The organism is Thermostichus sp. MS-CIW-15 (assembly GCF_054060575.1).
On the sequence record NZ_JBSSDI010000013.1, the window covers coordinates 19955 to 45626 of the forward strand.

General features: G+C 63.5%; 18 protein-coding genes and 1 tRNA gene. 8 read left to right on the forward strand and 11 right to left on the reverse strand.

The window, feature by feature from the left end:
• The first annotated feature begins 19 nt into the window (after positions 1 to 19).
• The 3 genes from ACVW0R_RS06505 to ACVW0R_RS06515 all read left to right on the forward strand — a co-directional run bounded on the left by ACVW0R_RS06505 (position 20) and on the right by ACVW0R_RS06515 (position 2722).
• Positions 20 to 1282: a GNAT family N-acetyltransferase gene (locus ACVW0R_RS06505; RefSeq protein ID WP_099813028.1), complete on the forward strand. Its 1263-nt coding sequence runs from the start codon at positions 20 to 22 to the stop codon at positions 1280 to 1282.
• A gap of 27 nt (positions 1283 to 1309) precedes the next feature.
• Entirely contained in the window at positions 1310 to 1927 is a 618-nt protein-coding gene (locus tag ACVW0R_RS06510) for an Npun_F5749 family FMN-dependent PPOX-type flavoprotein (RefSeq protein WP_011430802.1), read from the forward strand.
• A gap of 231 nt (positions 1928 to 2158) precedes the next feature.
• On the forward strand, positions 2159 to 2722 hold the full coding sequence (locus ACVW0R_RS06515) for a hypothetical protein (protein WP_099813029.1): 564 nt from the start codon (positions 2159 to 2161) through the stop codon (positions 2720 to 2722).
• 214 nt (positions 2723 to 2936) lie between these two features.
• On the opposite strand, the gene mraY is transcribed toward ACVW0R_RS06515, so the two are convergent.
• From mraY to ACVW0R_RS06540, 5 genes are all read right to left on the reverse strand, one after another.
• Entirely contained in the window at positions 2937 to 3959 is a 1023-nt protein-coding gene (mraY, locus tag ACVW0R_RS06520; RefSeq protein WP_414346920.1) for a phospho-N-acetylmuramoyl-pentapeptide-transferase, read from the reverse strand.
• 171 nt (positions 3960 to 4130) lie between these two features.
• Positions 4131 to 6506: a phosphoketolase family protein gene (locus tag ACVW0R_RS06525; RefSeq protein ID WP_457501824.1), complete on the reverse strand. Its 2376-nt coding sequence runs from the start codon at positions 6504 to 6506 to the stop codon at positions 4131 to 4133.
• Positions 6507 to 6605: 99 nt separating this feature from the next.
• Positions 6606 to 7721, reverse strand: a complete 1116-nt coding sequence (locus ACVW0R_RS06530; RefSeq protein WP_457501825.1) for a pentapeptide repeat-containing protein — start codon at positions 7719 to 7721, stop codon at positions 6606 to 6608.
• 22 nt (positions 7722 to 7743) lie between these two features.
• On the reverse strand, positions 7744 to 8118 hold the full coding sequence (locus tag ACVW0R_RS06535; RefSeq protein WP_011430797.1) for a DUF1257 domain-containing protein: 375 nt from the start codon (positions 8116 to 8118) through the stop codon (positions 7744 to 7746).
• Positions 8119 to 8237: 119 nt separating this feature from the next.
• On the reverse strand, positions 8238 to 9374 hold the full coding sequence (locus ACVW0R_RS06540) for an AI-2E family transporter (protein WP_457501826.1): 1137 nt from the start codon (positions 9372 to 9374) through the stop codon (positions 8238 to 8240).
• A gap of 100 nt (positions 9375 to 9474) precedes the next feature.
• Here ACVW0R_RS06540 and xseA point away from each other — a divergent pair, with 100 nt between their 5' ends.
• The 4 genes from xseA to ACVW0R_RS06560 all read left to right on the forward strand — a co-directional run bounded on the left by xseA (position 9475) and on the right by ACVW0R_RS06560 (position 14862).
• Positions 9475 to 10737 carry an exodeoxyribonuclease VII large subunit gene (gene xseA, locus ACVW0R_RS06545; RefSeq protein ID WP_099813353.1) on the forward strand — a complete coding sequence of 421 codons (1263 nt, stop codon included), beginning with the start codon at positions 9475 to 9477 and terminating at the stop codon, positions 10735 to 10737.
• Positions 10718 to 10954 carry an exodeoxyribonuclease VII small subunit gene (xseB, locus tag ACVW0R_RS06550; protein ID WP_011430793.1) on the forward strand — a complete coding sequence of 79 codons (237 nt, stop codon included), beginning with the start codon at positions 10718 to 10720 and terminating at the stop codon, positions 10952 to 10954. The genes xseA and xseB overlap by 20 nt, the downstream gene beginning before the upstream one ends.
• Positions 10955 to 11055: 101 nt before the next feature.
• The gene (gene folD, locus ACVW0R_RS06555) at positions 11056 to 11925 is read left to right on the forward strand and encodes a bifunctional methylenetetrahydrofolate dehydrogenase/methenyltetrahydrofolate cyclohydrolase FolD (RefSeq protein ID WP_011430792.1); all 870 of its coding nucleotides are present in this window, start codon (positions 11056 to 11058) and stop codon (positions 11923 to 11925) included.
• A gap of 330 nt (positions 11926 to 12255) precedes the next feature.
• Positions 12256 to 14862: a DUF3536 domain-containing protein gene (locus tag ACVW0R_RS06560; RefSeq protein WP_457501828.1), complete on the forward strand. Its 2607-nt coding sequence runs from the start codon at positions 12256 to 12258 to the stop codon at positions 14860 to 14862.
• A gap of 99 nt (positions 14863 to 14961) precedes the next feature.
• On the opposite strand, the gene ACVW0R_RS06565 is transcribed toward ACVW0R_RS06560, so the two are convergent.
• Positions 14962 to 15035, reverse strand: a tRNA-Pro gene (locus ACVW0R_RS06565).
• 115 nt (positions 15036 to 15150) lie between these two features.
• Here ACVW0R_RS06565 and ACVW0R_RS06570 point away from each other — a divergent pair.
• A complete protein-coding gene (locus tag ACVW0R_RS06570) occupies positions 15151 to 15612 on the forward strand; it encodes an HHL1-like protein (protein WP_011430790.1) in 462 nt (153 codons plus the stop codon).
• On the opposite strand, the gene ACVW0R_RS06575 is transcribed toward ACVW0R_RS06570, so the two are convergent.
• The 5 genes from ACVW0R_RS06575 to ACVW0R_RS06595 form a co-directional block, all read right to left on the reverse strand.
• Positions 15609 to 16520 (reverse strand): alpha/beta fold hydrolase, encoded by a 912-nt coding sequence (locus ACVW0R_RS06575; RefSeq protein ID WP_457501838.1) that lies wholly within the window; start codon positions 16518 to 16520, stop codon positions 15609 to 15611. The two genes, ACVW0R_RS06570 and ACVW0R_RS06575, sit on opposite strands and share 4 nt — an antisense overlap.
• A 136-nt stretch (positions 16521 to 16656) precedes the next feature.
• Entirely contained in the window at positions 16657 to 18288 is a 1632-nt protein-coding gene (locus ACVW0R_RS06580; RefSeq protein ID WP_457501829.1) for an alpha-D-glucose phosphate-specific phosphoglucomutase, read from the reverse strand.
• 77 nt (positions 18289 to 18365) lie between these two features.
• Positions 18366 to 23075 carry an alpha-2-macroglobulin family protein gene (locus tag ACVW0R_RS06585; RefSeq protein WP_457501830.1) on the reverse strand — a complete coding sequence of 1570 codons (4710 nt, stop codon included), beginning with the start codon at positions 23073 to 23075 and terminating at the stop codon, positions 18366 to 18368.
• Positions 23076 to 23126: 51 nt separating this feature from the next.
• The gene (locus ACVW0R_RS06590) at positions 23127 to 24353 is read right to left on the reverse strand and encodes a type II secretion system F family protein (protein ID WP_011430786.1); all 1227 of its coding nucleotides are present in this window, start codon (positions 24351 to 24353) and stop codon (positions 23127 to 23129) included.
• A 160-nt stretch (positions 24354 to 24513) separates the two neighbouring features.
• Positions 24514 to 25656: a type IV pilus twitching motility protein PilT gene (locus ACVW0R_RS06595; protein WP_099834829.1), complete on the reverse strand. Its 1143-nt coding sequence runs from the start codon at positions 25654 to 25656 to the stop codon at positions 24514 to 24516.
• Positions 25657 to 25672 lie beyond the last annotated feature (16 nt).

Consider the following 25672-nt stretch of genomic DNA (forward strand, 5'->3'; position numbering starts at 1 on the left):
CTCCCGCCCACACTTTGGCATGGACAACCCTGCGGAAAAGCCCAACCCGGATTCCAAAGCTCCTAAGGAGGCTCCCGAACTGATTCTCCGCCCGGCTCAACTGGGTGATCTGGAGGCGGTGGAGGAGATTTTGGCTCAAGCTTTTGATGAAGAGTACAGCGGCCGCTCGGTGGACATTCGTCGCCAGGTGCGGCGGCTGCGCCAGTGGTATGGCCCCCTGAAAACTTTGAGCCTGTTTCCCAACCGTTTTCAGCACATGTTTACGGTGCATGTGGCGGAGCTGGAGGGCAAAATCCAGGGGGTCATTCAAGTTTCTCCCTTTAATCATTCCCGCAGCACCTGGCGGGTGGATCACATTGCTGTGGTGCCCTCCGCCCGGCGGCAGGGAATCGGCTCTAAGTTGCTCAGACACTGCATGGAGCACTTTCGCGAGGCCCGCACCTGGATCTTGGAGGTGAACATCCACAACAAGGGGGCGATGGCCCTCTACCGCCACAACGGCTTCCAACCGCTGGCCCAGATTACCTACTGGTCGATCCGGCCCGAGATTCTGGCCGCCCTCAGCCAGCACGAGCCCATGCTGCCCAACCTGGTGCCGGTGACCAACCGGGATGCCTACGCCATTTACCAACTGGATACGGGATCCATGCCGGCCACCGTGCGCCAGGTATACGACCGCGACGTGAGCGATTTTCGCACCAGCCCGCTGGATTGGCTCCTAGATCAGGCCAAATGCGTCATCAGCCAAACGGAACGGGTGGAGATGTGTGTCTATGAGCCGGAGCGGAAAACCGCTATCGGCTATTTCAACCTGAAGTTGGACCGTACCGGGCAGCAGCCGCATGTGGCCAAGCTTACGGTTCACCCCGCCTACACCTGGCTCTATCCTGAGCTCATGGCCAAGATGGCCCGGCTCACCCAAGCCTATCCGCCGCAGGCTTTGGCTTTGGCCTCCACCGATTACCAGCCGGAACGGGAGGAATTTTTGCTCAAGCTGGGAGCCCGGGACGTGGAGCGGACGCTGTTGATGTCGCGCTCGGTGTGGCACAAGGTGCGAGAAGCTCGCTCCCCATGGTACAGCGAGTATCTCGCTCTGGTGCTCCAGAAATTGCCGGTGAAACAGCCGGTGCCGGAACGCTTCGAGGGGCTGGCAGAGGGCTGTCTGGAGCATCCCTTTCATTCCCTTCACCCAACTGGTCTGGATTCCCATTCCGTTCGGCCGGAATCCTCACTAGGACAGGCCAGGGATCCGCAATCGGAAGCTCCTCCCCCTCCCGGCTAAAGTCTCGGCTGGCACCTGCGCACCCCTATGAACGAGTTGAAGGATAACCCGGCTGGGGATCCCTCTTGGCGGACGTTGCTGCAGGCGGCCTTGCACCGCAACCGCAGCGACGCGGGTGTGCGCTATTTGCAGTTGGCTACGGTGGATCCTTGGGGGCACCCGCGCAACCGCACGGTGGTCTTCCGGGGATTTTTGGGGGATACCGACCGCATTCAGTTGGCGGTGGACAGCCGCAGCGAGAAGATCTGCCAGATCGCCCACTGCCCACTGGCCCAGATCTGCTGGTACTTCTGTAAAACTCGCGAGCAATTTCGCATTGCCGGCACTCTCGAGGCCATCACCGCCGACCACCCGGATCCTCGGGCGCAGCAGCACCGACAACAGTTGTGGCAACAAATCTCGGAAAAAGGACGGCTGCTCTGGTTCTGGCCGGAACCTAAAGGCCCTCTTGCCCCACCCGAGGCTTTTGTTGAAGAGCTGCCCCCCGAAAAGGCATCTTTGCCACCGCCGACATTTGTCCTACTGCTGTTGGATCCAACGGAGGTGGATCACCTCCAGCTCAAGGGAGATGCGATCTATCCCCAGCGACGGACTCTGTATGAGCGCAGCCCGCAAGGGTGGAAATGCCGAGCGGTCAACCCCTAGAAGGATCCCAGCCGACTGCAGGTGGGAGGGGGGAGCGGTTTTCGCCTTCCGAGAGAAGGTTGAATGAATATTGAAGAACAGACAAGGATAGAGGTGTTAGCGTGGCTGAACAACCGTCCTATTCTGAGCGCGACGCCGCCTGCGGGCTGGATCTGCTCACCAATGGCGAGGTCACGGTCGCTCAGCTTCTTTCTCAATCCGGCATGTAGCACTCCTGGTTGCGGTAATCTGATGTCTGTTTCCATCCGCTCATTTCCTGCCTGTATCACCCAAGCTGTTGCCGCTCTTGTTGCCGGCGGGCCGCCGAAAGGGACCTTGCGGGGCAAGCTGCGCCAGAGATCCCTGGGGTTGGCTGCCGCTTTGGTTTGGGGTCTGGCTCTCGTTCGGGGGTTGGCAGCCCAGCCGATGTTAAAATCCCCACAAGGCTCCTTCGAGGGGAATGCAGCTCCTGTCCTGCCCTCAGAGTCTGCCTTCCCCACCTCCACCCGCACAGGAGCCTTTCGAGTCGGCAATCGCACCCCTCACCCGATTCGGCTGGTGATCTTGATGCGCAGCGGTGGACGGCTGCTCAACCCGGAAACGGCCCACTGGGACTTTGCGCCCGGAGAAGGGGGCAGCGAGGGGCTGGTGCTGAGTTTGGGCGAGGAGCCATTGCAGATCGGCCCCGGCGATATTGTGGTGGCTTTTACCCTGGATGGAACCGCTCGCTACTGGGGGCCGAACGTGGTGGGAGAGTCGCTGGCGCCCTTTTGGAATGAAGAGAGCGGCTTTTGGTCGATGATCCTGCAGCCTTAGAGGGCTCTGCGGGCGGCCTAGAAGCCCTTTTCAACCATTTTTGAAATTGCAGCCATTTGGGTTGGGGACAGGATGCTGTACCCATGGACAAATCTCTGCCCAGGGCAAGCCACAACCCTTAAGTCAGTTTAGACCTCCTCCCAACCCCGAAAGCAGCCCCAAGTCCGGCTTCGGCGCTTGGCCCCTGCCGTGGTACCCCTGGATCCTCTGCCTCTCAAGCGCCGGCCCAGTGCCACCAGGCCCAGCCCAGCCCCACCAATAGCGCCGTTAGCCCATAGAAGCACCCCACCACCTGCACCTCCGACCAGCCCCCCAGCTCCAGATGGTGGTGCAAGGGCGACATGCGCAGCAGCCGTTTGCCTTGTCCGGTTTTGCGTTTGGTGTATTGGAAGTAGCCCACCTGCAGGATCACCGACAGGGCCTCTGCCACCAGCACCGCGCCCATCCAGGCCAGGGCCCAGAGCTGATCCCCCAACAGCGCCAGCCCCGCCAGAGCGCCCCCCAACCCCAGGGATCCGGTATCGCCCATAAACAGGCGGGCCCGGTGGTGGTTGTGCACCAGAAAGCCCAGACAGGCGCCGCTCAAGGCAAAGGCCACGAGCGCCAAAACGGGATCCGCTGCCGTCAGCCCCAGCCCTGCCAGGACAAGGGCCACCATCCCTGCCGCCAGGCCGTCCATGCCGTCGGCGAGGTTGACGGCGTTGTTGGTGCCCACCAGCACAAACAAGGCCAAGGGCCAGAACAGCCAGCCCAGGGGGAGGGCGCCTATTCCCGGCAGGGTGAGAACGGTGGGGATCCCTTGCCAGGCCAGGTAGCCACAGAAAACCAGGCCGATCCCAACTTGGAGTAAAAGCTTCGATTTGGCAGACAACCCCTTGTTGGAGCGCTGCCGGATGACCAGCCAATCGTCCAGCCAGCCAACCACGGTGTAAGCCAGGGTCAGTAGGGCCACCGCCAGCCATTGGGGATCCCAGCCGCTCCCGATGCCGGCCACCAGCAGCCCTACGGGCAAAAAGCTAAGGCCACCCATGGTCGGCGTGCCCGCTTTTTTGTGGTGGGACTGGGGTCCCTCCTCGCGGATGACCTGGCCTGCCTTCCAGCGCCGCAAGACCGGGAGAAGCAGGGATCCCAGCAGGGCCGAGCCCAGCACGCTCAATCCAAAGGGGACGGCCACCTGGGGCCGGATCCCGATGACCAGCGCTGAGAGGGCCAGGCCGAGAACTAAGGAGAGGGCCATCCCTCCCCAGTCCGCCTCTTCCAGCCGGGGAAGGGTATCCGCATCCACCCGTTCTGAACCCCTCACATTCTCAACCTCCAGCACAACCGCCCAGAACGCTCCGGCAGGAGAGCCCAAGAAAACTCTACCCTGCCGGCGGCTAGAGGTGAAAGTTGGGGGAAGGGGGATCCACTAGTAGGGCCACTTCCAGTTGCGCACCTCGGGCAGATCCTCGCCGTACTTGCAGATGTACTGCTTGTGCTCCACCAGCTTGTCCCGAATCAACTGCTGGACGTGATCCCGCCGGTATTTGAAGCGCTCCACCCGCTCCAACACGTCGTTGGCCAGGTTAAAGCGATCCACCTGGTTGAGGACGCACATGTCGAAGGGAGTGGTGGTGGTGCCTTCCTCCTTGTAGCCGCGCACGTGTAGGTTGTGGTGGTTGGGGCGGCGGTAGGTGAGGCGGTGAATGAGCCAAGGATAGCCATGGAAGGCAAACACGATGGGCTTATCGGGGGTGAAGATGCTGACAAACTCCTTGTCGCTGATGCCGTGGGGGTGTTCGCTGGGCGGCTGCAACTTCATCAGGTTCACCACGTTCACCACCCGGATCTTGATGTCCGGCAGGTGCTGCCGCAAGAAGTCCGCCGCCGCCAGGGTTTCCATCGTCGGCACATCGCCGCAGCAGGCCATGACCACATCCGGCTCCGAGCCCTGGTCGTTGCTGGCCCACTCCCAGATCCCCAAGCCCTGGGTGCAGTGCTTGATGGCGGCATCCATGTCCAGGTACTGCAGGGCCGGCTGTTTCCCCGCCACGATGACATTGACGTAGTGGCGGCTGCGCAGGCAGTGATCCGCCACCGAGAGCAGGGTGTTGGCATCCGGGGGCAGGTAGACGCGGATAACATCGGCTTTCTTGTTGACCACGTGATCCAGAAAGCCGGGATCCTGGTGGCTGAAGCCGTTGTGATCCTGCCGCCACACGTGGGAGGTGAGCAGGTAGTTGAGAGAGGGGATGGGCCGCCGCCAGGGGATGTGGCGGGTGGTCTTCAGCCACTTGGCGTGCTGGTTGAACATGGAGTCCACCAGGTGGATGAAGGCTTCGTAGCAGGAGAAAAAGCCGTGGCGGCCTGTCAACAGGTAGCCCTCCAGCCAGCCCTGGCAGACGTGCTCGCTCAGGATCTCCATCACCCGCCCATCGGGGGAGAGGTGCTCGTCGTAGTCGTAGATAGGCGCCACCCAGGTGCGGTCACTGGCCTCAAACACGGCGTCCAGGCGATTGGATGCAGTTTCATCGGGGCCAAAGAGGCGGAAGTTGTGGGGGTTGAGCTTCATCACATCTCGCAAGAATTGCCCCAGCACCTTGGTGGCTTCGGCTTCGAGGGTGCCGGGGTGCGGCACGTCCACGGCGTAGCGGCGGAAATCCGGCATTTTCAGCTCCCGCGTCAGCAGGCCGCCGTTGGCATAGGGGGTGGCGCCCATGCGCTTTTCCCCTTTGGGGGCCAGCTCCTGCAGCTCGGGCCGCAGGCGGCCGTTTTCGTCGAAGAGCTCTTCCGGTCTGTAGCTGCGCATCCACTCTTCCAGGATCTTGAGGTGCTCTGGTTTCTTGGCCAGATCCGCCAGCGGCACCTGGTGGGAGCGCCAGAAATCCTCCACCTTTTTGCCGTCCACCTCTTTGGGGCCCCTCCAGCCTTTGGGGGTGCGCAGGATGATCATCGGCCACTGGGGACGGCTGGGATCCCCCTTGGTACGAGCATGCTGCTGGATTTCTTGGATCTCGTGGATTACCGTGTCCAAAGTGGCGGCCATCAACTGGTGCATCTGGGCCGGATCGGAGCCTTCTACGAAGTAAGGCTTGTAGCCATAGCCCACAAACAGGCTCTGCAGCTCTTCACGGCTGAGGCGGCCCAGGATGGTGGGGTTGGCGATCTTGTAGCCGTTGAGGTGGAGAATCGGCAGCACTGCCCCGTCGTGGATGGGGTTGAGGAACTTGTTGGAGTGCCAGGAAGCAGCCAGAGGGCCGGTTTCCGCCTCTCCATCCCCGACTACACAGGCCACCAACAGATCGGGGTTGTCGAAGGCCGCCCCAAAGGCGTGGGCCAGGGCATAGCCTAGCTCTCCCCCCTCATGGATGGAGCCGGGGGTTTCTGGGGCCACGTGGCTGGGCACGCCGCCGGGGAAGGAGAACTGTTTGAAGAGCTTGCGCATCCCGTCGGCATCTTGGCCGATGTTGGGGTACACCTCGCTGTAGGTGCCCTCCAGGTACGTGTTGGCCACCAGAGCGGGGCCGCCATGGCCGGGGCCGGTGATGTAGAGGACGTTGAGGTTTTCCCGCTTGATGATGCGGTTGAGATGCACGTAGATAAAATTCAGCCCCGGTGTGGTGCCCCAGTGCCCCAGCAGGCGCGGCTTCACATGCTCTAGCTTTAGAGGTTCCCGCAGCAGCGGGTTGTCCATCAGGTAAATCTGCCCCACCGACAGGTAGTTGGCGGCCCGCCAGTAGGCGTCCATTTTGCGCAGTTCGTCGTCGGTGAGCGGTTTGGTTGAGAGCTGTTCTGCCAAAACCATAGCCGTACCCCCTAGGTATCTCTACTCTCATGCTGCTCCAGGTTGGGGCGGGGGCTTGGGGATCTTGGGATTCCTTTGGATTTGGCAGCGGTGGTCAGCCTACCACCACCAGGGCTTGAGGGGGGTGCCGTCGGGGAAGATGAGGCCGGCAATCTGGGATCCGCTGTGTTTGAGGCCCTCGATCTGGGCGCCTTCCAGGTTGGCCTGAGTCAGGTTGGCGCGGCTGAGGTCAGCCCGGCGCAGGTTGGCCCCCTGCAACTGGGCCTGGCGCAGCTCGGCGCCGCTGAGATCGGCCCCCTCGAGGTCGGCATTTTGCAAGTTGGCCCCCCGCAGATCCGCCCGCTGCAGGTTGGCCCCCCGCAGATCCGCTTCCTCCAGGTTGGATCCGCGCAGATCCGCCCGCTTGAGGTTGGCTCCCCTTAGACAAATTTGCCGCAGCACCAGCCCCCGCAGGTCAGCTTTGCTGAGGTCTTGGCCGGCCAGATCCTGCCCCTCTCCCCCCCAGTTTTGCAACTGCCAGATGTGGCGCAGCCGCTCCTCCAGGCGGGTCTCTTCCGAAAGCCGGGATCCCCGCAGGCTGGTGCCGCTGACTTTCGCCCCCCTCAGATCGGCTCCCCTCAGATCCGCCCCCTGGAGGACGGCGCCACTGAGCTTGGCCCCTTGCAAGTTAGCTTGGCGCAGATCTGCCTGGTGCAGGTGGGCGCCGTTGAAGTTGCAAAGACCCAGGTTGGCCTTTCTCAAATTAGCTTCGTAGAAGTTGGCACCCCCCAGCCGCGCCTCTTGCAGATCCACTCCCTCCAAGTCGGCGTAGGCAAAGTTCCGCTCCCCGCGCCGATAGGCCACGATGACCCCCTGGGCACCCCCCACCGGGCGAAAGGGGCTGTAGGTTCGACAGGCTTCCTCTGCCTCCGGCTGCTCGAGCTGGGAGAGCAGCCGCCAGGCCTCTAGGCGCACCGCCCAGGAGGTGTTGCCAGCAAGTGCTTCGATCAGTTCGGCCAGGCCTGCCGGCCCGTACTGCAGCAGCTGGGGCAAGGTGGCCAGACGCACCGCCTCGTCGCCCTGGGTGAGCCGTCGCCGCGCCCCCTCAAGCCCCCCCAAAACTAAGGCGTGGGCCGGGGCACCGCTGGCGGCAGCTTGTCCTCCCAACACCAGATCCCAAGGGCGGGGCCGGGATCCCTCACCTGTGCCCACCAAGGGTCGGGAGTTGCTGAGCATGAGCGGATGCCAATGGGCCCGGCTACACCCAGCGCCCCACCACTACGCGGATGGTGCCATCCTCTAGATGCTCCTCCGCCTCGATGGCGAAGCCCTGTTGCCGGGCAGAGCGCAGCAAGCTCTTGTGGGCGTAGCGCTGCAAAATCGGCTCCAGAAAGGTCTGGGGATCGATGCCCGCCCCCCACAGATCCACCACAAGCTCATAGTGATCCCCGTTGCGGCGAAAGCCGATGTCGAAGCCGTTCTTTTGCCGGATCACCAGATCGGCGCGGGTGCGGTTCCAGAGGTAGCCGCGCAGGCTGGCGTTCCGCTCCACGGTGTAGCCCAATTCCTTCAGGGTCTCTTCCAGCAGGTCGGCATCCTTGATTTGCACTTGCAAGGTGGTGAAGTGGGACATGGCGGTTCCGATCCTTGGACGGATGGAGACGGGATCCTCACTATAGAAGCGCCTCTGCAGTTGTGGAAGAAATGTGAAGGAGGATTACGTTTCCCGCGGCTCCCGTAACTTCTCTACCCTCACGGCAGCAGGATGGCGTTCTCGTTCTCCGGCTGCAGAGGCTTCCGCTTCTCCTGGGAAGCCGGGATCCCATCTCCCTTGGCCAGGGGCAAGGGGCGGGCCCGGGATCCCTGCCAGGGATCCAACACATCCCGAATCAGCACCTCCTGGATCCACACCTGCAGGATGGCCGCCAAGGGCACGGCCAAGAATAGGCCCAGCACCCCGAAGAAAAAGGCCGAGGTGATTTGAGCTATCAGCGTCAAGGCGGGCAAAAGCGACACCTGCCGCGACATGACGATGGGGGTGAAGACGCTGCTTTCGAGCTGCTGGATAAGGATGTAGAGCCCCAGCACCGCCAGCGATTTCCAGGGGGCATCGGTGAGGGCCACCAGCATGGGGGCAACCACGCTCAGGGTGGGGCCGATGTTGGGGATGAAATTAAACAGTCCCGCCAGCACCGCGTTGGCCAGGCTCAGGGGCACACCTAAAATCCAGAGGCCAATGCCGCTTAGCAGCATCACCAAGCTGCTGGTGAACAGGATCCCCACCAGCCACCCTCGCAGCGCCAGCTCGCAGCGCTTGAGGATGTAGCGGACGCGGGGGCGGTAGAAGGCCGGGAAAACCGAGACAAAGGCGCGGCTATAAGCCTGGGGATCCACCAACAACAGGATGGTGAGGATGATCACAAACAACAGATTGAGCAGGGTGGCGAAAAAGGCGGTGAAGGACTCGGAGAAAAAGTCGCGCACCTGGCGCACCAACTCGGTGGCCTGGGGCACCAAGCTATTGGCCAACTCCCGCAGCGTCGGCAGCTCGATATCCGTCGGCAACGAGAGGATGAGGCTCTCGAACAGCCGCTGCGCCTGCACGATCCCGGCGGGCACCCCATCGGTAAACAGCCGCCGCAACTGATCCGCCAAGGGAGGCACCACGATCAGCCCCACCAGAATCGCCCCCACCAGAACCGTCAAACCGGTGATGAGGAGCGAGGGGCCGCGGCGAAAGCCGTAGCGCTGCGGGATCTGGGCTAAGGTATCCAAAGCTACTGCCAAGACGATGGCCGCAAACACCAACAGCAGGATCTGCCGGATCTGCCAGAGCAGAACCAGCAAACCCAGCAATGCTGCCAGCCCCAGCCACTGGGCGAAGGTCACCGCAGCTCGCCTCCTCTCTCGCCCTGTCGTCGCCTATTCTAGATGGGATCCCGAGCATTTCCATGGGGGAGCCCGTATGCGCGATCTGGATCCGCAAGCAATGGCTCTGGCCTTTGATGGCCTCGACTGCGGGACAGAATCCTTTCTTGCCGAGGAAGTCCCCCTGCTCTCGGTGGGGGGAGTGTCCGGCTACTTGAAATCGCTGCTGGCCGGGGATCCCTACCTGGCCAGGCTGTGGGTGGTGGGAGAAGTCTCCAGTTGCCAGCGCAGCCGCAACGGCCACCTGTTCCTGACCCTGGTGGATCCGGAAAGCGGCGACCTCCTCAAGGGGGTTGTGTGGCAAAGTCAGACTGCCCGGCTCAGCTTCTGGCCAGAAGTGGGGCAACGGGTGCTGGCCCTGGGTCAACTTGGCATCTACAGCGGCGGCAGCTACTACCGCCTGGTTATCTGGCAACTGCTGCCGGCGGGCGAGGGGCTGTTGGCGTGGCGGTTTCAGCAGCTTAAGGCCCGCCTTGCCGCCGAAGGCCTGTTCGACAACCAGCGGCCCCTGCCCACCCACCCTCAGTGTATTGCCGTCGTCAGCTCTCCCGACGCCGCTGGCTGGGGCGATATCCGCCGCACCCTCAACCAGCGCTACCCCGGGCTGCGGGTGCTGTTTGCGCCAGCCCAGGTGCAGGGGGAGGCGGCCCCGGAGTCGATTGTGCGGGCCATTCGCCGGGTGGAGCGGGACGGGCGGGCGGAAGTGCTGATCGTGGCCCGGGGGGGCGGATCCGGCGAGGACTTGGCCTGCTTTAACGACGAGCGGGTGGTGCGGGCCATTGCCGAGTGCTCCATTCCGGTGGTGACCGGGATCGGCCACCAGCGGGATGAGACCTTAGCTGACTACGCTGCTGACTATGCGGCGCACACCCCCACAGCGGCCGCCGAGCGAGTTGTGCCCGATCTGCGGGAACTGCAGCGCCAGGCATTCCAGTTGCGCCAGCAGCTTGTCGAGCGCACCCTGCATGCTCTGGAAAAAGCTGAACAGCGTTGGCACCACGCCCAGCGCCGCCTAGCCCAGGTGCATCCGGAGCGGCTGCTGCAGCAGGCCCAGGAGCGCCTAGCCCAACAGCAGCAGCGCCTGGTCCAGGCCGTGCGCCACCGTCTCCAGCAGCAGCAACAGCGCCACCAAGCTCTCCAGCAGCACCTGCAAGCCCTCGATCCTGCCGCCGTTCTCAGGCGGGGCTATGCCCTGGTGCGCGACGAGCGGGGATCCCTGGTCCGCAGCCACCGCCTGCCGCCCCAGACCCGGCTGAGGATACAACTGGCCTCGGGCAGCCTCTGGGCCCGAGTGGAGGAGAGCCATGAGCCGCCGCAAACGTGAGGATCCCTGGCGCTACGAAGCAGCCATCGCCGAAGTGGAAAGTCTGATTGCCCAGATCGAATCGGGAGAGCTGGATCTGGCGGAGGTGGTGGAGCGCTTCCAACAGGCCGCCCAGACCCTGAAGCGCTGCGCCGAGTTTTTGGAGGAAAAGCGGCAGCAGGTGGAGATCCTCATCGAGGAATTGAACCAAGACGACGAAGACTGGCAAGCATTCTAGGGATCCCGCTCTGCCGTCGCCTCTTTGCTGCGCCGAGGCTTGACGGACAATGCTCGACCCGTAACAATCGTCAAGTTGTCAAGATGTCTTCTGGGGCCCCCATGTCTGCCAAGATCCTGGATGGCAAAGCCTTGGCTGGCCGGCTGCAAGCTGAGATGGCCGCTCAGGTGCAAGCTTGGCTGCCGCGGGTGGGGCGTCCGCCGGGATTGGCGGTGCTGCGGGTGGGGGAGGATCCCGCCAGTGCTGCCTATGTGCGCGGCAAAGAGCGGGCCTGTGAGCGAGTGGGCATTGCCTCCTTTGGCCGCCATTTTTCCGCCCAAGACTCCCCCGCCCATCTGCTCGACGCCATCGCCCAACTCAACCAGGACGAGCGCGTCGACGGCATCCTCGTGCAACTGCCTCTGCCCCCCGGCTGGGATCCCATCCCGCCCCTTCTGGCCATCGACCCCGCCAAAGACGTGGACGGTCTCCACCCCCTCAACCTGGGCCGGCTAGTGCGCGGCGAGCCCGGCCTGCGCAGTTGTACGCCTCTAGGTGTGATGCGCCTGTTGCAAGCGGAAGGGATCCCCATTGCCGGACGAAAAGCGGTGGTGGTCGGCCGCAGCCTCCTGGTGGGCAAGCCCCTGAGCCTGATGTTGTTGGCCGCCGACGCAACGGTTACCGTGGCCCACTCCCGTACACCCAACCTGGCTGAAGTAACCCGCAGTGCCGACATTGTGGTCATGGCTGTAGGGCGTCCTCGCTTGCTCACGGCAGACATGGTGAAGCCGGGCGCCGTGGTTGTCGATGTAGGCATTAACCGTATCCAAGACCCTGACGGATCTGAGCAGTTGGTGGGAGATGTGGACTACGAAGCGGTCAAAGAGCGGGCCGCTGCCATCACGCCTGTACCAGGCGGCGTGGGGCCGATGACGGTGACGATGCTGCTGGCCAACACCCTGGAAAGCTACAAGCTTCGCAGCCACCTGTAGCCTGGAAGCTGTCCTCAAAATCCATGAACAACTGCCAATGGCCGGCCACCAGGAGGGAGCCTTGGAGACATCAGTGAGGCTTTTTGTATAGCTTGTTACTCCGAGTGGCAGTGAGATCGGGTCATCTTCGGGCTTGCTCAAGAGTCTTCGCTGGGGGAACGCAAGAAGATTGCTAAGCAATAGTTATTCGCCGTCAAATTTTTGTCCAAGTCCTTTACGTTGACAGTCGCAGATCGGGGATCGCTGTAACGTATGGATATGAACTTAGGTTAACTAGCAGCCCGTCTCCCCAAAACTGAAGCTCCGAGGGCGGGCAAGGAGTAGGGTCTCATGCTGCCGAGTGGCTCCAAAAACGCCTCTATGCCGGCGGCCGAATCAGGGCAAGGGGATCCGGCTCCCTTTTTAGCTGATGCTAGCTCTCCGCCTCCGCGAGCTACAACCACCGCTCCCTACGTGGTGCTGCACGGTCATTTCTACCAGCCGCCGCGGGAGGATCCCTGGCTAAACCGCATTGAGCGCCAGCCCAGCGCTGCCCCCTTCCACGACTGGAACGAGCGCATTCTGGCGGAGTGTTATCGTCCCAACGCCTTTGCCCGCATCCTGGACGAGCAGGGGCGGGTGGTGCGCATTGTCAATAACTACGAATTCTTGAGTTTTAACTTTGGCCCCACTCTCCTCTCCTGGTTGGAGGAGCACGATGTTGAAGTGTACCAACGCATCTTGACTGCCGACCGCCTCAGCGCCGAGCGGCTGGAGGGGCATGGCAATGCCATCGCCCAGGTCTACAACCACGTCATCCTGCCCTTGGCCAACGAGCGGGACAAGTACACCCAGATCCGCTGGGGGATTGCCGATTTCCAGCATCGCTTTGGCCGCTTTCCCGAGGGCATGTGGCTGGCGGAAACCGCCATCGATGCGGCAACGGTTAAAGCCTTAGTCGACTGCGGGATCCGCTTTGTCATCTTGGCACCCAGCCAGGCGCAGCGCATTCGTCCTTTGGGTCAAACGGAATGGATCGATGTCAGCCAGGGTCAGATCGATCCCAGCCGGCCCTACCGCTGCTTTACCCCGGATCGCAGCGGCTACCTGGACATTTTCTTTTTTGATGGCCCTATCTCCCGGGATCTTGGCTTTGGCGATATCGTCTACAGCACCCAGTCGCTGGCGGAGCGGATCCGGCTGGCCATCCGCCCTGACAGAAAAGGGGAACCCTATCTGATCAACTGTGCTACCGATGGCGAGACCTTTGGCCACCACAAGCGCAGCGTGGAGCGCACGCTGGCCTACGCCTTTTGCGAAGAGTTTCCCCGGCGGGGGTGGCAGGTGGGCAACTACGGCCACTTCCTCAGCCACCATCCCCCCACCTGGGAGGTGCAACTGAAGCCGGTCACCGCCTGGAGCTGCGCCCACGGGGTAGGACGGTGGTCGCGCGACTGCGGCTGTGGGGCGGTTCCAGGCTGGCACCAGCGCTGGCGGCAACCGCTGCGGGAGGCCCTCAACTGGCTGCGGGATCAGTTGGCCGAGATCTACGAGACGGAGGCCAAGGCCTACCTGCGGGATCCCTGGCTGGCCCGGGATCGCTACATCGAGGTGATCTTGGATCGGGAGCGCTGCGAGGCGTTTTTGCAGGAGCACCAGAGCCACCGCCTCACTGCCGAAGACCGAGTGCAGGTGCTGCGCCTACTGGAGATGCAGCGCTACGGCCAGTTGATGTTTACCAGTTGCGGCTGGTTCTTCGAGGAGCTCTCGCGTCCTGAGGGAGTGCAGATCCTGCGCTACGCGGCGCGGGCCATCGAGCTGGCGGCAGCAGTGGCGGATGTGGATCTGGAAGAAGAGTTTCTGGGCCGCTTGAGCAAGGCTCCCAGTAACCTCGACCTATACAGAGATGGCAAGGGGGTTTACTGGGCTTTGGTGCGCCCCGCTTTGATCAGCCCACAGCGGCTGGTGGCCCAGCACGCCCTGCTTTCCCTGTGCAACGGCATGCCCCGAGCCCCCGGATATATGCTGGAGCCGGTGGATCAGGAGCGCCTGGCTATAGGGGGATCCACACTGCTCGTCGGGCGGGTGAAGCTCGCCTTTCCCAACACCGGCGAAGAGCACGACCTCATCTACGCTCTCCTCCATCTGGGCGGCTGGGACTTTCAGTGTGGGGTTAAGCCGTTTACAGGGCGGCGCAGCTACGAGCAGTTGAAAGCCACCCTGCTATCTGGATCCCGCAGCCGCATCCAGCTAGTCCTAACCCTGCAAGAGCTGTTTGGCCCGGAAACCTTTGACCTCAACGCCCTGATTGAGGAAGACCGGCAGCAGATGCTGCGCTGGCTTACCCAAGACACGTTAGATCGCCTGGCCCAGCTCTATCGCCAAACCTACCTGGAAAATTACGGGGTTTTGATGGCTTTTCGGGCCGATGGCCTGCCGATCCCGGAAGAGCTGTTGGCTGCCGCGCAGATCACTCTCAACCAGCGCCTGTTGAGCAGCTTGCGGGCGATGGAAGTGGAAGGGGGCAAGCAGGATCACCTGCTGGAGTTGCGGGCAATCGCCCGCGAGGCGGAGCAGTTGGGGTGTCAGTTGCGGCGGGAGGAGGCGGCCCGGGTTTTGGATCGGCTCTTGCAGCGGGGGATGTGGCACCTTGCCCACGATTTTGAGCCGGAGAGCTTTGGCGAACAGCTCCACAACCTGGAGGAGTGGCTAAAACTAGCTGACGATCTGCGCCTGCCCATCAACCTGGATAGCCTCCAGGAGCTCTACCTGCTGGGTCTGGAACGGCAGAGAGAACTTCAACTGCATCTGGCTGAAGGGAGCGCGAGCGGCCCAACCCACCTTCGAGAAGAAGGCCAGGAGATCCCTGGCGAAACCTTGCGCCGCCTCTTCCAGCTTGGGCAGCGGCTCCGCGTTAACGTCAACGCCTGGCTGCGTCACCTACAACCCCACCAGTGATCTGAGTGCCGCAGGCTGCGCTTTTGCCCCTCTGCTGCCCAAGGGGAAGAGGGCCTTAGGCTCGAAGGATGGCCGTTGCCCCGCATTTTCCTGAATCTATCGGGATGACAGGATTCGAACCTGCGACCCCTTCGTCCCGAACGAAGTGCGCTACCAAGCTGCGCTACATCCCGAGGAGCAATCCAAATCCAAGGCTTTGTAAGTATAGCATGCCATGCATGGCATCTTCCCGCGGGCGGGAGTCGTTCTGCGCTAAGCTATGGGAATCCACCGTTGCCCTACTGGAGTATGAGTCAGCCCAAGGGTTTCAGCCAATCCAAGCCAGAGAAGAAACCGGCCAAGGCCAACACGGCCAAGCGCAAGGAAGCCGCCAAACGCTACGACGAGCTGAAAGCCAAGGGGATGCCGGAGTTCGCCATTTTTGCCCGGCGCCGCCAAGCTGAGCCCGGCAAACCCAACCCCTGGCTGCCCGTGGGATCCCTGGCGGTCAGTCGCTCCAGCGCCATCCACCAGGCCATCTTCCAAAACGAGGAAGAGCTCAAAAAAGCAGCCGTCCGCCTCTTTCCCCGTCTTAGCAAAGTCAAAGACGAGCTGGAGTTTGGCTTTCGCCTTAAGGACAAAGAGTTTCAAGACGAGCCCATTCAGGTGGCAGTTCGGCCCCAGCCTTCGCCCCTTCAGAGCTGGATAGACAGGGTGCGCAAGTGGCTGGGCCTGGGCAAAAGAACTACCCAAGCCTCCAAGAAAGGCTAAGCCGTGGCAAAGGCTTTGGGTAGCCAGCTCAAAATCAAGGGGTTGACAATCTCTGGGCGCTCGTCGTGGGGGCAATGGCCCGTATCGGGAAGAGGGAAAAATTGGTAGTCGATCCCCTGCACATGGTTTTGAAAGCCGCGACCCCGCTGAATAGGCGTCCAGGGATCCCGTTCCCCCCAAATCACCAGCAGCGGACAGCGCACCTGGGGCAGCAACGCTTCCGGCGGAGGGCCAGGGGGAGCCGTGAGAACAGCGGCAAACACCTGCTGCGCTCCCGGCTCACAGGAAGGGGCGTAGAGGATCTCCACCAGCTCGTCAGTGATGGCGGCAGGGTTGCAGTACACCTGTTTCAGAGTGGCGCGGATCCGCTGCCGCTGCCGCACCCAATCAAACAGAAGGGGCCCCGTGACCGGCGAGGCCACCAGAGCAGTGAAGGTGGCCATGAAAAGGCGGGCCAGCGGGCTGAGCTCGTGGGAGCGGTGGTTGAGACCGCCGGCACAGTTGAGCAGCACGGCTCCAGCAACAAGCTGGGGATAGCGGGCAGCCATGAGCAAGCTGAGCAAGGCGCCGATAGAGTTGCCGATGAACACCGCCGGCTGCCGCACATGCTGCCGCCAAAAATCCGCCAGCAGCTCGGCCCACAGCTCCAGACTGTAGGCAAGGGCCGGCTTGGCCGAGCCGCCAAACCCCAGCAAATCCAAAGCATAGACCCGGTATCCCGCCGCCGCTAGCACAGGGATGTTGTGCCGCCAGTGGCCAATGGAGGCCCCAAAGCCATGCACCAAAATCAGTGGGGAGCCAGATCCCTGGACGACGTAGCGAATGGCGTGACCCCGCCAGCTCCAGGTTTGGGGAGCAAAAGGGGCAATGGGATCGGCTGCCAAACTCGCAGGAGGAGCAGTGAACACAGACAGAAAAAAGATGTGGAGGCGTTGTGGAAGGGTCCCCACCTCCTCATCCTACCGCCACTCTCGAGCGTCTTTCTCTGCCGGCCATTGCCCCCAATCCCTCCCCCCAGAGAGATCTAGCTTCTCGGCAGAACTCTCAGGTGATCACATCCGGCTGCTGCCGACCGGTGCGGGCGCGGATCTGGGCGAAGTGATCCGCCAGTTGGATCAGCTCGGCCAGGGCCACCTGGGGATCCAGGCCGTGCCGGCTGGGATCCGGCTCAAACCGCTCCAAGTACACCCGCAGGGTGGCCCCGTGGGTGCCGGTGCCGGAAAGGCGGTAGACGATGCGGGAGCCGTCCTCAAAGCCGATGCGGATCCCCTGGTTGCGGCTGGTGCTGCCGTCCACGGGATCGGTGTAGCTGAAGTCATCGGCATAGGCTACTGTTTGGGAGCCAAAGCGCTGCCCCACCCAGCTTGCCACGGAGCGCCGCAAGTGCTCCATCAGCTCCTCGGCCACCTCCACCGGTAGCCCCTCGTAGTCGTGGCGGGAGTAGAAGTTGCGCCCGTAGGTGCGCCAGTGGTCTTCCACAATCTGCCGCACCGACTGGCGCCGCACGGCGAGGATGTTGAGCCAAAAGAGGACAGCCCAGAGGCCGTCTTTTTCCCGGATGTGGTGGGAGCCGGTGCCGAAGCTCTCCTCGCCGCAGAGGGTAACTTTGCCGGCATCCAGGAGGTTGCCAAAAAACTTCCAGCCGGTAGGCGTCTCGTAGCAAGGGATCCCCAGCTTGGCCGCCACCCGGTCTGCCGCCTGGCTGGTGGGCATGGAGCGGGCGATCCCCGCCAGCCCCTCCCGGTAGCCGGGCACCCAGTGGGCGTTGGCAGCCAACACTGCCAGACTGTCGCTAGGAGTTACGTAGAACTGGCGGCCCAGGATCATGTTGCGATCCCCATCCCCGTCGGAGGCGGCGCCGAAATCCGGCCCATCCTCCCGAAACAGCAGCTCCACCAGGGCGCGGGCGTGCACCAGGTTGGGATCTGGGTGGAGGCCGCCAAAATCCGGCAGCGGCTGGCCGTTGAGGACACTGCCCTGGGGCGCCCCTAGAGCTCCCTCCAGGATGGCGTGGGCATAGGGGCCGGTGACGGCGTGCATGGCGTCGAAAGCGATGCGAACCCCGGAGGCCAGGTAGTCGCGGATGGCGTCGAAATCAAACAGGCGCTGCATTAGGCCTAGATAGTCGGCCACCGGGTCGATGACGGAAACCGTCAGGGATCCCAGCCGCTGCTCCCCCAGGCGATCCAGGTCCACATCCGGGGCTTGCAGGATGCGGTACTCCCGGATCTGCTGGGTGCGGGCGTAGATGGCCTCGGTCACCTTCTCCGGGGCAGGGCCGCCGTTGCCGATGTTGTACTTGATACCGAAGTCTCCCTGGGGGCCGCCGGGGTTGTGGCTGGCGGAGAGGATGATGCCGCCGTAGGCCCCGTATTTGCGAATTAAGCAGGAAACCGCTGGCGTGGAGAGGATCCCCCCCCGGCCCAGCAGTACTCGCCCGATGCCGTTGGCTGCTGCCATCTTGAGCAGGATCTGGATGGCTTCCCGGTTGTAGTAGCGGCCGTCTCCGCCCACCACCAGGGTTTGGCCGGCGGATCCCTCGAGGACGTCAAAGGTGGATTGGATGAAGTTCTCCAGGTAGTGGGGCTGCTGGAACACCTGCACCGGCTTGCGCAGGCCGGAGGTGCCCGGCTTTTGGTCGGGAAAAGGGATGGTGGCCACGGTGCGCAGGATCATAGGCTGCCCAACTCTGCTCGCCCCTCTACTATCTCATCGTTGGGGCCTCTAGGGAGGATCCCTGGGCAGCTTCAAGCTCAGGGCAGGACTTTGAGCGCCTGGCCAGCGCTGCGGCCATAGCGGCTGGGATCGTACATCTCCTCGACAAGGGCAGGGGCCACCTGGAATTGGCCAGGGATCTCGGGACGGAAGAGGTAGACGAACTCGTGGCGGCCCCGCTTGAGCTCGGTGCTGAAGAAGGCCACCCGGTCGTCCCGGTTCTCTTGATGGGCCCAAAACCAGTCCCACCAGTAGTCGGCGGCAAGCCCTCGCGGATCCCGGGAGGTGATCTCGGCGCCGCTGGGCAAGGGATCCTCGATCACCACGTAGTGGCTATCCCGCTCAGCTTCCACCGTCAGCCGGGCCAGGAGCACCTCGCCCGCCCGCACCGCCTCGCCGGGGCGCAGGAGCTGTTCCCGGTAGCGGATCTCGCCATTGGCTTGGGGCTGGGGCTGTAGGCGGAAGTAGCGGCGGCTCACCGTGAAGCCCTGGCTGTCGGGGGGCGGCAGCTCCGGCAGAAAGGCCTCTCCCCGCAGGCTGTAGTAGAGGGGGCCGGGGCCGGATTTTTCCAGGCGCAGGCGGCGCAGGTTACTCACTTCGGCGTCGTCCCAGTCCAGCACCTGGCGAGGATCCTGAGGACCGGCCTGCCACTGGGCCAGTTGCGCCCCGCTTACCCCATCTTGCACCCGCACCTGGCGGGGGCCAGGCTGTTGCTGTTGCTGGGCTTGGTAGTGGGCCACCAGGCCCAGGAGGGCGTCGGCGGTGGCTTTGGTGGTGCGCCAGCGGTTGTCCTGCCGTTGCTGGAGAAGGGCGGTGGCGATCTCCCCGGCGCGGCCATCCTGGAGGCGCACGGCCAGTTGCAGGAGGGGCCCGGCCACCTCCAGGTCGTCGTAGGTGGGGCGTTCCCCGGCTGGCGGAGCGGAGGCGGCAGGAATAAACCAGCGGCCCTGGGGATCCCTTTGTCGCCGTTGCAGACCTTCCTCCAGAGCCGCCTGGGCGAGATCCCGCTGGCCCCGTTGCAGGGCGGCCAGGCCGCGGTAGGCCAGGCCAAAGGTGGAAAGCTGCGGCGGCGGCGGCAGCTCGGCAGTCACCAGCGCCGGATCCCAGAGGGCCAGGCTGTAGGCCACAAAGGCCCGCAGATCGGGGGAGAGGCGTTGGAACGGCTGCCCAGCCAGATACTCCAAAGCCCGCCGCACCCGCCACTCCTTGAGGGCGTAGCCGGCGGCCTGGGCGAGATGATAGCCCTGCAGGATGTAGGCGGTCAGGTAGGGGTTGCTGGTGTCGTAGGCCCACCAGCCCCAGCCGCCGTCGTAGTTCTGGGATTCCTCCAGCCGCTGCAGGCCGGCCCGAACCACCCGCGGCAGCCGCTCCAGGGTGGGCAAGCGCAAGCTGAGGCCCAACTGCTCGCCGGCCTGGGCCACCGCCAAGGCGGGCAAAAAGCGGCTCAAAGTCTGCTCGGTGCAACCGTAGGGGAACTGCACCAGGTAGTCCAAGGGCCCCAACAGCTCCGCTGCGGGGCTGGCGGCCAGTTCCAGATGCAGGTGTCGGGATCCCGGCACCCAGGTGGCCGGCCAATCCAAAGGCAGCTCAAGGCCATCCTCCTGCAGCCGCCCCGTTTGGAAGAAGCGGTGCACTGCCCCTAAGGGCTGACTGGGGATCCGCAGTTGCAGCGCATCCTGCAGCCCCTCCCCTTGTGCCCAAACCCGCAGGGGGGTCTCGCCGGCCCCCAGCACCCGCAGGGGCCATTCCACCCGCTCCGCCCTCTGGGCCGGCACGGTAAGGCGTTGTCGATCCGGGCCTTGCAACGCCAAGTTGGCGGGCACTTCCAGCCCCACCTCCACCGCCTGGGCTTTTGTGGTGCGATTTTGCACAACAGCGGCCAAGGTGAGTTGATCCCCCACCTGGAAAAAGCGAGGGGTGGCCAGGCGCACCAAGAGGTCTTTGCTGACGGCGACGCTGGCCAGGGCGGATCCCACCTGGGTGTCGGCGGTGGCGGCGCGGGCAGTCAAGCGCCAGGTGGTCAGGTTATCCGGCCAGCGCACCTCTACCTGGGCCAGGCCATCGGCGTCGGTAACCAGATCCGGGAACCAGGCAGCCGTGTCGCGAAAGTCTTCCCGCACTTGGCCGGCCAGCTTGTCGGCGCCGCCGGGATATTGTTGCGGGAAAGAGGTGGTGGTGGTGACTTGGTTGTCCTGGCGCCCGTAGAAGAAGCGGCGGATATCGGGGGTAAAGTCGGGCCGGAGCAGGTAGAGGGCATTGTCCACGATCCCCAGCCCCACCTCGGCGCTGACCGGCTGCCCTTGGGCATTGCGGGTGCGGATTTGAATTCGGGCCGTCTCCCCCGGCTGGTAGGTGGGCTTATCCGTCTGCAGCTCCACCTGCAAAAAGCGATCCAGCGGCGAGACCCGCAGCAGCGCCTCGTTCTGGTACAGCCGCCGCTCTGGGCCAACGACAGTGGCGGTGACGTAGAGGTTGGGGCGATACTCCTCCCGGATGGGCAGGCGCAGGGTGGCCGTATGCCCCTGCAGGCGCAGCAGTTGTACCTGGTGCAGCCGGGATCCCTCCAGGCCCACCAGCACCGGCAGATCCGGCAGCGGCGAGGCGATCAGGATCTGGGCCTCTTCCCCCACTTCGTAGATCTGGCGATCCGCCACCACCTCCAGGCTGGGCAGGGATCCCCAGCTTTGCAGGGGGCTGCCCGGCTCCACCACCCAGAGAGAGGCGACCTCCTGCACGCGACGGCGGCGGGGATCCCATGCCGTCAACCGCACCCGGTAGTCTCCCGGCTCCAGGTCGGCGGGCAAGCTGAGGGTGAGGCTGCCCTCCCCGTTGACGATCTGAAAAGGCTGCCGCAGCAGGGTACCTTGCCGTTGGTAGGTGCTGCTCTTGGGATCCCAGCGCCAGCGCTCCAGGCTCAGCTCTCCGGTGGCGCTGACGGGGCGGCCATCGTAATCGCGGGCTTGCAGCCGGTAGGTGAGGGTATTCCCCGGAGCCGGCAGATGGCGGTTCACTTCCGCAAACAGAGCAAATTCGCCAGCCGTGACCCAGGCCCGCGCCGATCCTGTTACCGTCCGGCGGCTGATATCGGTCACCTCCACCTCGATGCGCAACTGCTGCACCTCTTGGGGGCCCCAGTAGCTGTCTTCTTCCCAGTTGAGATCCTGCAGCAGGCGATCCAGGCGAAACTCCGCCCGCCCCTGGGCATCCGTCACCCCTTCTCCTTCCGCCACCAACTGGCCGTAGCCGCCATAGTAGCCCTGCTCCTCTCCCAGGTCGTCGGCGAAATAGTCTTCCTCGGCAGAACGGGGCAACAGCCCATAGCGCAGGCTCCAGTCGGGGCTGCTGTAAACTCGGTAGCGGAGCTGGGCAGCGGCCACCGGCGCGCCGAAAAGATACTCGGCCTCCACCTGCACCTTCAGGGATCCCCCCCGCACCAGCCAAGGCCGGTCGGGCACCACCGTCACCTCAAACTCCGGTTTGCGGTAGGCTGCCACCCCAAAGTCGGTGGACTCGCGGCTGGATCCCTGGAACTGCCACTCTAGGCTGTAGCTGCCCAGGGGGGTTTCTTCCGGCAATTGAAACTGCCCGTGGACGCTGCCGAAAGCGTTGGTGGCCAGGGTCTGCTCCTCCAGCACATCGCCGTTGGGAGCGGCGAGGGTTACTTGCAGCGGCTGGCCTGCCGGGGGCGGGGTGAGGCGGCCTTGCTCCCGCACCAGGGCGCGAAAATAAACCGTCTGGCCGGGGCGGTAGAGGGGGCGGTCTGGGTAGGCGTAGATGCGGTACGGCTGGTTCCAGCCGTAGGTGTAGCTGCGGGACAAAACCTGCAACGTGTTGTCGGCGCTGCGGCCATAGACCACCAACGAGGATCTCTCCCCCGCCGGCAAGCTAAACTGGGCCAGCCCCTCCTCGTCGGTGGTGGCCGTCAAGGGATCCCCCCACTCCCCAAAAACTTGGATCTGGATCCCCGGCAGAGGACGCAATTCCTGCAAATGCACCGCCTGCACCACCAACTGGCTGGCATCCTGTTTCTGGATTAGGCCCAGGTCGCTTACCAAAAGCCACTCCTCAGAACGGGGCAAAGGTGCACTCGGGTTCAGCGGCTCCTGTCCTTCCGCCTCCAGCCAGTAGGCCCCCGGCGGCAGGATCCCCAGATCCAAGGTGCGGGTCACCTCTTCTCCCCCCAGCGGCTGCTGCCAACGGCGCAGCAGCTCTCCTCGCAGGGTGGAATACAAATCCGGATCCAGGGATCCGTAGCCGAGGGCCAAATTCCGCAAGCGAGGGGATCCCTCCAGATCGGCCAGGGAAAAGCGGTAAACGGCAAACTGCACCGCCCTCAAGCCACTGGCCCTCCACTCCAGCCGCGCCGGCTCGGCGGTCGTGAACACCTGGCTGGTGCTGTAGAGGTAGAGGCTGGGGGGCAGAAGCTGCGGGCGCAGGAGAGGAGCAGAAGCTACTGACCCTTCCCGCACCTGCACAGGCCTCTCGCTGAAGACGGTTTCCAGGCCGGATCCCCGCACCGTCACCCGGTATTCCCCAACGGGCAATTGATCCAAGCGATACTCGCCCTCCGCAGACGGGCTGACGCTGCGGCTCACCGGGCCGGCGGCAATCACCTGGACGTTCCCCGGCGCCACCCCTGCCGGCAGCTCCACCCGCCCCGTCAGGGATCCCGTCGGCGGCTCCGACAGCAAAACCGCCAGCCCCACGGCCAAGAACACCCCCAGGGCCACCAACCAGCGCCGCAGCATGGGATCCCTTCCTCCTCCCTATGTGTCCTGGTTGCCCTGGGGACGGGGTCGCTACTTCACCAGCTCGAACACGTTGAACATCGGCAGGTACATGGCCACGATGATGCAGCCCACCATCCCCCCCAAGATCACGATCATCAGCGGCTCCAGCAGGCTGGTGAGGGCGCGCACCGCCTCCTCCACCTCCAGCTCGTAGAAGTCCGCCGTCTTCATCAGCATGGCATCCAGCTCCCCCGTCTCTTCGCCCACGCTGATCATCTGGATGGCCATGATCGGGAAGACCTTGGCCTTATCCAGGGCCGGGGCGATCTGGCCCCCTTCCGAGATGGATTGGCGGGCGGCGTCGATGGCGTTGGCCACCACCTGGTTGCCGGAAGTGTCGCGCACAATTTCCAACGAAGTCAGCACCGGCACCCCAGAGCGGGTCAAGGCCCCAAAGGTGCGGCAAAAACGGGCCACCGCCGACTTCTGGATCAGATCCCCGAAAATGGGCAGCTTGAGGGCCAGCGCGTCGATGGTCTCCTTGCCGGCGGGGGTGCGATAAAAGCGGCGGAAGGCAAAGAAGACCGCCACCAGAAAGCCCACCAGGCCCAAGCTGTACTGGGGCGTGCGCAGGAACTTGCTGATGTTGATGAAAAACTGGGTAAAGGCGGGCAGCTCACCCCCCAAGTCGTTGTAGATGCTCTCAAACGTGGGCAAGATAAACAGCACCATGCCCAAAAAGATTAAGACGGCCAAGATGGTCACCACCACCGGGTAGGTCATGGCCGATTTAATTTGCTTCTGCAGGCGATCCATGTCCTCCAGCAGCTTGGCCAGGCGGTTGAGCACCTCGTCGAGCACGCCGCCCACCTCCCCCGCCTGCACCATGCTGCAGTAGAGGCCGTCAAAGGCATCCGGATAGGGGCGGATGGAATCGGACAGGTTTTTCCCCGCCTCCACTTCCGCCCGAATCGCCCGCAGGTATTTTTTGAGCTTGGGGTTGCCGGTTTGCTCCTCCATAATGGTGAGGGAGCGCACCATCGACACGCCGGCGTTGATCAGGGCAGCAAATTGCCGCGAGAACACCGCCTTGTCCCGAATGTCGATGGATCCCAGCATCGAGAAATCAAAAGAGGTCTCCAGCGAGAAAAAGGGCTTTTCTTCCTGAATGTCCTCTGGCTTGGCAAAAACGCCCTCTCGGCGCAGCCGTGCACGCGCCTCGGTCAAGTTGTTGGCCACCACCGTCAGGCGTACCGGCTGACCGGCCTTTAACCCCCGAACCTTGTAGCGCGGCATAGCTTACCCCCGATTCAAACTCATGATGAGAGGGTTCGAGTTGTGGGATCCAGCCCCCGAACTTTGGGCAACTAACTTTCTCAGCTAGAGCTTAGCCACAAATTGAGGCGGCGGCCAGAGATCGGCAAGAAGACCTCACCCCGGGACGCGGCGCTGCGGCTCAACGACGGACGGCAACCCCCGCTGGACGCTGGTGTTGAGCTGCCGCGGCTGGCGAGGGCCCGGCAACGTTGCCCAACAGCCGCTGCAACTCCTCAGGGCGAGAGGTCTTGGACATGGCCGTCTCGAAGTCGATCTTGCCCTGCAGGTAGAGGTTGGCCAGATCCTGCTCCAGGGTCTTCATGCCCTGCTTGCCGCCCGTCTGGATGGCCGAGTAGATCTGGGCCGTCTTGCCCTCCCGAATCAGGTTGGCAATGGCCGGCGTCACCACCATGATCTCTTGCACCAGCACCCGCCCGGGCTCTCCCGGCTTGGGGTTGAGGCGGCGGGCCAAAGTTTGCGAGAAGACGGCCTTGAGGGAGTTGGAGAGCTGCACGCGGATCTGCTGCTGCTGCTCCGGCGGGAACACGTCCACCAGGCGATCCACCGTCTGGGCGGCAGAGCTGGTGTGGACCGTGGCAAAGCAGAGGTGGCCGGTCTCGGCGGCGGTGATGGCCAACTGGATGGTTTCCAGATCCCGCATCTCCCCGATCAGGATCACATCCGGATCTTCCCGCATCGCCGCCCGCAGAGCATTGGCAAAGCTCTTGGTGTCTTCGCCCAACTGCCGCTGGTGGATGATGCTGCGGATGGGAGTGTAGATGTACTCGATGGGATCCTCGATGGTGAGGATGTGCTCGGCCCGCTCGCGGTTGATGAAGTCGATGATAGCGGCCAAAGTGGTGGACTTGCCGGATCCCGTCGGGCCGGTCACCAACACCAGGCCCCGAGGCAGACGGGCCATCTCCTTACACACATCCGGCAGGCCCAGCTTGTCGATGTTGGGGATCTCAGAGGCCAGCGCCCGCATGGCGCAGGCGTAGGTGCCGCGATCCCGGTAGACGTTGACGCGGAAGCGCCCGATCCCGCGCACGCCGTAGGAGCAGTCCAACTCCCAGTTTTGCTCCAGGTGTTTGCGCTGGGTGTTGTTCAACATGCTGAAAATGAGCCGCTGCACCTCCTCAGGGGTGAGGGGCTCGTGCTCGGTTGGCTGGAGTTCGCCATTGATGCGGAAATAGGGGGGCAAACCGGCTGAGATGTGGATGTCAGAACCGCCCCTGCGGACGATTTCTTCCATCAGGTCTTCGATCATGAGTTGTGGCATAGGGCTGGTGTCTCCA

Bases quoted from the DNA above. Each gene is read 5' to 3' on its own strand.
- ACVW0R_RS06505 (WP_099813028.1), top strand. From the start codon at position 20: ATGGACAACCCTGCGGAAAAGCCCAACCCGGATTCCAAAGCTCCTAAG.
- ACVW0R_RS06510 (WP_011430802.1), top strand. From the start codon at position 1,310: ATGAACGAGTTGAAGGATAACCCGGCTGGGGATCCCTCTTGGCGGACG.
- ACVW0R_RS06515 (WP_099813029.1), top strand. From the start codon at position 2,159: ATGTCTGTTTCCATCCGCTCATTTCCTGCCTGTATCACCCAAGCTGTT.
- mraY (WP_414346920.1), bottom strand. From the start codon at position 3,959: ATGGCCCTCTCCTTAGTTCTCGGCCTGGCCCTCTCAGCGCTGGTCATC.
- ACVW0R_RS06525 (WP_457501824.1), bottom strand. From the start codon at position 6,506: ATGGTTTTGGCAGAACAGCTCTCAACCAAACCGCTCACCGACGACGAA.
- ACVW0R_RS06530 (WP_457501825.1), bottom strand. From the start codon at position 7,721: ATGCTCAGCAACTCCCGACCCTTGGTGGGCACAGGTGAGGGATCCCGG.
- ACVW0R_RS06535 (WP_011430797.1), bottom strand. From the start codon at position 8,118: ATGTCCCACTTCACCACCTTGCAAGTGCAAATCAAGGATGCCGACCTG.
- xseA (WP_099813353.1), top strand. From the start codon at position 9,475: ATGGCTCTGGCCTTTGATGGCCTCGACTGCGGGACAGAATCCTTTCTT.
- xseB (WP_011430793.1), top strand. From the start codon at position 10,718: ATGAGCCGCCGCAAACGTGAGGATCCCTGGCGCTACGAAGCAGCCATC.
- folD (WP_011430792.1), top strand. From the start codon at position 11,056: ATGTCTGCCAAGATCCTGGATGGCAAAGCCTTGGCTGGCCGGCTGCAA.
- ACVW0R_RS06560 (WP_457501828.1), top strand. From the start codon at position 12,256: ATGCTGCCGAGTGGCTCCAAAAACGCCTCTATGCCGGCGGCCGAATCA.
- ACVW0R_RS06570 (WP_011430790.1), top strand. From the start codon at position 15,151: ATGAGTCAGCCCAAGGGTTTCAGCCAATCCAAGCCAGAGAAGAAACCG.
- ACVW0R_RS06580 (WP_457501829.1), bottom strand. From the start codon at position 18,288: ATGATCCTGCGCACCGTGGCCACCATCCCTTTTCCCGACCAAAAGCCG.
- ACVW0R_RS06585 (WP_457501830.1), bottom strand. From the start codon at position 23,075: ATGCTGCGGCGCTGGTTGGTGGCCCTGGGGGTGTTCTTGGCCGTGGGG.
- ACVW0R_RS06590 (WP_011430786.1), bottom strand. From the start codon at position 24,353: ATGCCGCGCTACAAGGTTCGGGGGTTAAAGGCCGGTCAGCCGGTACGC.
- ACVW0R_RS06595 (WP_099834829.1), bottom strand. From the start codon at position 25,656: ATGCCACAACTCATGATCGAAGACCTGATGGAAGAAATCGTCCGCAGG.